This window comes from Photobacterium lucens (assembly GCF_009873615.1).
Lineage (GTDB): Bacteria > Pseudomonadota > Gammaproteobacteria > Enterobacterales > Vibrionaceae > Photobacterium > Photobacterium lucens.
Window position 1 is genome coordinate 1 of sequence record NZ_SSMG01000141.1, and the last position, 5,259, is coordinate 5,259.

Annotated in this window: 6 protein-coding genes; 3 read left to right on the top strand and 3 right to left on the bottom strand. The window is 39.7% G+C overall.

All coding sequences use genetic code 11. The features are described from left to right. Positions 1–85 precede the first annotated feature (85 nt). Positions 86–439 carry a hypothetical protein gene (locus tag E5A76_RS06905; RefSeq protein ID WP_053988690.1) on the top strand — a complete coding sequence of 118 codons (354 nt, stop codon included), beginning with the start codon at positions 86–88 and terminating at the stop codon, positions 437–439. 79 nt (positions 440–518) lie between these two features. Here the strand turns inward: E5A76_RS06905 and E5A76_RS06910 are convergent, their stop codons facing one another. Continuing rightward, positions 519–1,526 carry a helix-turn-helix domain-containing protein gene (locus tag E5A76_RS06910; RefSeq protein WP_053988691.1) on the bottom strand — a complete coding sequence of 336 codons (1,008 nt, stop codon included), beginning with the start codon at positions 1,524–1,526 and terminating at the stop codon, positions 519–521. A gap of 176 nt (positions 1,527–1,702) precedes the next feature. Here E5A76_RS06910 and E5A76_RS06915 point away from each other — a divergent pair, with 176 nt between their 5' ends. Together E5A76_RS06915 and E5A76_RS06920 are read left to right on the top strand one after the other, a co-directional pair. Then, a complete protein-coding gene (locus E5A76_RS06915; protein WP_060988684.1) occupies positions 1,703–2,077 on the top strand; it encodes a hypothetical protein in 375 nt (124 codons plus the stop codon). Then, positions 2,070–3,293, top strand: coding sequence for an HlyD family secretion protein (locus tag E5A76_RS06920; protein WP_107166067.1), 1,224 nt, complete (start codon positions 2,070–2,072; stop codon positions 3,291–3,293). Before E5A76_RS06915 ends, E5A76_RS06920 begins: the two co-directional genes overlap by 8 nt. Positions 3,294–3,347: 54 nt before the next feature. Here E5A76_RS06920 and E5A76_RS06925 read toward each other — a convergent pair whose 3' ends face one another. Together E5A76_RS06925 and E5A76_RS06930 are read right to left on the bottom strand one after the other, a co-directional pair. Next, positions 3,348–4,520 (bottom strand): cation:proton antiporter domain-containing protein, encoded by a 1,173-nt coding sequence (locus E5A76_RS06925; protein ID WP_161118487.1) that lies wholly within the window; start codon positions 4,518–4,520, stop codon positions 3,348–3,350. Between the two features lie 225 nt (positions 4,521–4,745). After that, entirely contained in the window at positions 4,746–5,060 is a 315-nt protein-coding gene (locus tag E5A76_RS06930) for a hypothetical protein (RefSeq protein ID WP_107166065.1), read from the bottom strand. Positions 5,061–5,259 lie beyond the last annotated feature (199 nt).

Genomic DNA, 5,259 nt, shown 5'->3' on the forward strand with positions numbered 1-5,259 from the left:
TCTTTAGAATGAGAAGCTATTCTTAATAGATGGGTGATTCTCATGCTTTATTTTTCTACGAAGTGTTGTGGGAAGGTTTAATTTGTTGAAGAAAAGAAAGATAAGAAAGATTTTCCCACTGGATTTCTATGGGGAAGATGGTAGTTGGCGTTTCATTATTCGGGCTGAGCAGCCTGAAGAGATCATTGATGCAATGTACTGGCGCGCATACATTTCTTGTCATCGTAAAGACTTCGATTTGCTGCACATGGCATCTGATAAGTTTAACTACAAATACAACTATTCATCGTCAGACTCTTCTGAATTACATTATGGTTTAGGCGGCACACCGCTGCGTGTAAACATGATGGGGCCGATAGTGTTGATGTCTACGATCCGTGAAAAGTTGCTTCAGCCAGAAACTAATGAGATCGATATAAATATCCATGCTGTTGCTTAAAAAATTGTGATAAAAGTAGATGAAAAGGTTAAATAACAATAAGTTGTTTAACCTTTTTTTGTTTTTGAATATGTACGTTTTATTGTTTTTCAAGGAGCTGTTGTTGGTATTGCAGCGGGGTGATACCACGGTTACGTTGAAATGCTTTGGTAAAGCTCTGGACGTTTTTATAGCTTAAATTAGCAGCGATTTGCTCGATGGGTAATGCTTGCTGCATGTATTTAATCGCAATATTACATAAAACGTAGTTAGTGGTGTCAGTGAATGTCCAGCCAAAATGATGCAGTCGGCGTTGCAGTTGTTGTTTTGATAACGATAATTGTTCTGCTATAAATTCAAGGTTTGGGTATTGGTAATAGCGCGAATAGTTGATCAATTCAAACATCAATTTAGCGGTATCTGCAGGTTGAGGCATGTTGAGAAAATCATCTAACTGTAAATTAGATACTAACATGGGCTTGGTTGATTTGGCTGGTCGATGATTGGAAGCGCCTAATATCGACATGGGTAACCAAACTTGCGTTTTAGGTGCTCCCCAGCGTATCGGACACTGGAAGAACGCTTCAATCTTCTCTGAGCGTATTTCCTGCGCACTGATCTCTATTTTAAGTGGTGAGAAATCCTCTCCCATGTAATCACGTAAGGTTTGCGTGAATAACACTGCGACACGTAAATGATCGTGTTTGCTACCTTTTCCTTTTGAGTAAGGGTTCTCATACGTCCATTTGATGATTTTGCCTGATAGTTCGCTATGGTAAGACGCCCCACTTTGTAAGCAAGATAAGCCATAGTTGATGCGCCGTAATGCCAGGGGCAAATCGGGGCAACTTAAATACCATTCTCCTAATCCTCCCATTGTTCTAAATGTCATTTGATCAGCTAGCGTGATCATATAACTCGGATCATTGGTGAGTTCTTCAATGCGATCTAACCAAAATAAATAATCCTTAAAAGGGATAAGGGACATGCTCTCACGGATTAATAATTCTGGAATATCAAGCTGTTGGAAGGATAAGCCATAGTGTTTTTGAATAGCGTAATCCAGCGGTTTGATAAACAACGTTCTAATAAAAGCGATATCTAACATGTCTTTTCCTTAGACAGCAAACATTATTCTTTGGATAGGATATATCAAAAAGTGACTTATTTTGATGTGTTTGGTCAATAGTTGTTTCTATTGGCAAAAAAACGCTTACAGTTGATTAACGTAATAACAACTAACCAATTGAATAAAAATAATTATTTAGTTAGCTGGAGAATTTAATGAGTCTATTTAGTATGCCATTTTCAGGCACAAGCGTAGATACAGCACTGCATGTTGTTGCAAGTGTTGTGATGTTGGGAACCATTGCTGCAATCGGTATTGGCTTTTGGAAATTCCACGAATTACCTATTCATAAAGCAGCAAGTAAAGAACACCATCAAATAGGACTCATTACTGCGCTCACTTGGATTGGCTTTATATGGCATTGGGTGTGGGTTCTTGCTGTGATCATTGCTTTTGTCGACGGTGAACAAGCATTAAGACGTCTACGTGATATTTGGCATACTGATCATCCTAATAACGTTAATAAAAATGAATCAGCATCAGTAACGACACAGGAAAAGCAATTAACAGAGGAGCAGACAAATGCTTGAGGGTTTAGCGGTATGGGCACTGTTTATTTATCTGCTTCGTTTGGCTGGTATGCCATGGAATAAGTTTACTAAAGCATTTGCGTACATTGGTGGTGGTAGCTGGCTGGTATTTGTATGGTACGGCTTAATTACTTATGCACCGATGGATCTCTCGGGTGGCTCATTAGTGCAATCGCCACATGTTCAGTTACGTCCGGCATCAACAACCATTAATGGTCATGTAAAAGAAATTTATGTTGAGCCAAATAGCCAGGTGAAAGCAGGGGATTTGGTGTATGAGCTTGATGCAGAACCTTATCGTATTGCTTTGAATAAAGCACAAGCGAGCTTGGCATCAGCAGAAGTTGCTTTAAGTATTGCAAAAGAAGACGTTGAAATGGCGCAAGCCGGTTATCACGCCGCGGATAAAGACATCGAAATTGCTCATAATCAGCTTGCTGCAGCAAATGAAGATTACAAGCTAAAACAAGCGATGTTAAATCGCTACATTAAGCAAAATAGCGTTGTTAACCATACTATTACCCAAAGTAAGTTAGATGAGCAGCGTACTGCGGTTGAAGTGGCAAAATCACAGAAAATTATGCTGGCTTCACAAATTGAAAAGTCTGAAATTGCGGTTAAACAAAAGCAATTGGCGTTAGATAAAGCGAAGTTGGCGGTAAATAGCCGTGAAGTTGATGTTCAAACTCAACAAGAGAATGTGGCAAAGGCTGAGTGGGATCTTAAAAATACGAAGGTTTATGCGCCAACCGATGGCTATGTAACGAACTTCATTATGCGTGAAGGGCAGTTCGTCGGTACAGTGCCACGTATCCAAATGTACACCAAAGAAAAGTATGTGTTGATGCGTGTTAATCACCAAGCGATCCGTAATGTGAAGCCGGGACAAATGGCAGAGTTTGCTACCGCTGTTTACCCAGGAAAAGTGTTTGCTGCTGAAGTGGAAGGCATTGTGGAAGCAACGGGAGAGTCGCAGGGTAATTTGATTGGTCGTGAAACCAATGTTCGTCAAACGACTGGTGCCAATATGGCAAATAAACATCACTTTGTACGTTTAAAAGTGATTGAAACCGAGGGCTATGATATTCCTGTTGGCTCGGTAGGGATCGGTTGGATTAGTGCTGAAAAGCCAATTAGTTTTCTCGGTTTCTTAGACGTAGTTCGTGGGATCATTATTCGAATGAAAGCACAAATCTTCTATGTATGGTCAATGTAAGTAATAACTTACTTTAATTTAAAGCCCGCCTTTATTGAGTTAGAGGCGGGCTTTTTAATCTTGGCGCAGGTTTTTTGTATTTGATATTGGGGTTGGGTAGCGTGTAACTATCCAGTAGGTTGAAAGAATAAAGGTGGTTAAAGTGACCATTTGAATAAAGGTTTTTCCTTGCTCTGAAATTATTCCGTTCATGATTGCTGTGTATGCCAATAGTAATGAAAACTCACTGGCTTGGCTTAATCTAGCGCTAAGCTCTTTATTGATAGGGGCTTTGGGCTCTGAAATAGCAAGTGCCTGATAAAATCCCCATGCTTTGAGTCTGACTAGTGCAATCCCAAAAATGATCCCCCATAGCGTGTAATAATCGCTAGCAAGTAAGTTGATATTGGCACCGACAGCAAAGAAGAAAAGGATCAGGAAAAACTCTCGAAGAGGCTTTAGGTGTAGTGCGATGACATTGGAGACTGGGCTAACGGCTAATAATGTACCTGCGATAAATGCGCCCGTTTCATACGATAAACCGACTCTATGGCTGATCTCAGCCCAAAAGAAGCACCATGCTAAGGTTGCAATAAAGCTATATTCCTGAATAACATCAAATTTTCTCATCAGTGGCAAGAGTAAAAACTTAACAGCGGAGTAAGCGCTTACAATAATGATGATTAATTTGGCGAAAACGAAGAGGATAGCAAAGCCAATATTATGTTCACTATCGATGTTTAACAGCAGTAAGACACTAATGGCTAAAATATCTTGGATTAATAAGATACTTGTCATTATCTCACCGATACGTTGATGGTGAAGTGTCGTCGTCGGTATTAATTTAAGCCCAATCACAGTACTGGAAAACATCATGGCAGCTGCCGTGATCAAGGCATCAGTTAGCGATAAGCGGATCAATAATGCAAATAGGAAAGTACAAATAAAGAAGAATAAGCTGCAAGCAAGAGTGATTAATGCACTTTCACGAAACAGTTTAAGTAAGCGTTGAGGCTGTAAATTTAAGCCAAGTAAAAAGAGCAGTAATATCACCCCGATATGCCCCATTTGGGTAATATCGTTAGCATTGTTGATTAAGGCAATGCCATAAGGACCTATTACAATACCTGCTACGATGTAGGCAATGATGATGGGTTGCTTTGCGTAAAGGAACAGGCTACCAAGAGCGGCGGTACTGATCACGATGGCGCAAAGTTCAGAAATAATGGTATTAAGACTATCAACCATTGCACCTACCTTGCTTAAGTCACTCAGTATCGCTTAATGAGACATAATGTAATAATCAAAGCATAGTGGATATTAGTTAATCGCGGTGACTGTTTACGAAAGAAAACTGATCGGATTCAATTGTTTATAGTAAGAGCGTAGAAGGCAAGTTAATGAAAAAGGCACATTTCTTATGATGAACTCGGTGCCTTTCGGTGATCTTATGTGTCGGTTTCCTGTCGTGAGTCAAATGCAATAACGCTTATATTGCATCAAAATATCTGCAATTAATTCAGGCTCAGATAAGCCATCGACTAAGTAAGATTGTTGACTGTTTTTGATCAGTACTTCAAGGTGTGTCTGCTCATTATTGGCGTTTTTATGAAGCTGCAGTGCGTATTCGTATGGTTGATGTCTATCATTATCGATGACAAGGCGAATGCGTCCATCAATGCAATAAATGTCGGTGTCATAGCCATCAGCGGCAAGTTGTTTACTGGCTTTGGTTAAGGCTGATTTTGCGATGGTGTAAATGTCGGCATGGGAAGATTGAACTGCCATATCTTGGCCCTCTGTACAAAAATGCTGTAGGACGTCGGTAACGTCCTGTCGCTGTCAGAAGATTTTATCGGGCAAAGACAAGGTGTTACCAACTAAAAAAATCAATCATTATCATCAGTTCTACTTATTAATAGGTAAGTAAATGTAATTGTTTAACTTTTTGATTTACTGAGTGTTTAAGTGTTTTTAATACGTTTTC

Coding starts and splice junctions, on each gene's coding strand:
- E5A76_RS06910 (WP_053988691.1), bottom strand. CDS start 1,526: ATGTTAGATATCGCTTTTATTAGAACGTTGTTTATCAAACCGCTGGAT.
- E5A76_RS06920 (WP_107166067.1), top strand. CDS start 2,070: ATGCTTGAGGGTTTAGCGGTATGGGCACTGTTTATTTATCTGCTTCGT.
- E5A76_RS06915 (WP_060988684.1), top strand. CDS start 1,703: ATGAGTCTATTTAGTATGCCATTTTCAGGCACAAGCGTAGATACAGCA.
- E5A76_RS06925 (WP_161118487.1), bottom strand. CDS start 4,520: ATGGTTGATAGTCTTAATACCATTATTTCTGAACTTTGCGCCATCGTG.
- E5A76_RS06930 (WP_107166065.1), bottom strand. CDS start 5,060: ATGGCAGTTCAATCTTCCCATGCCGACATTTACACCATCGCAAAATCA.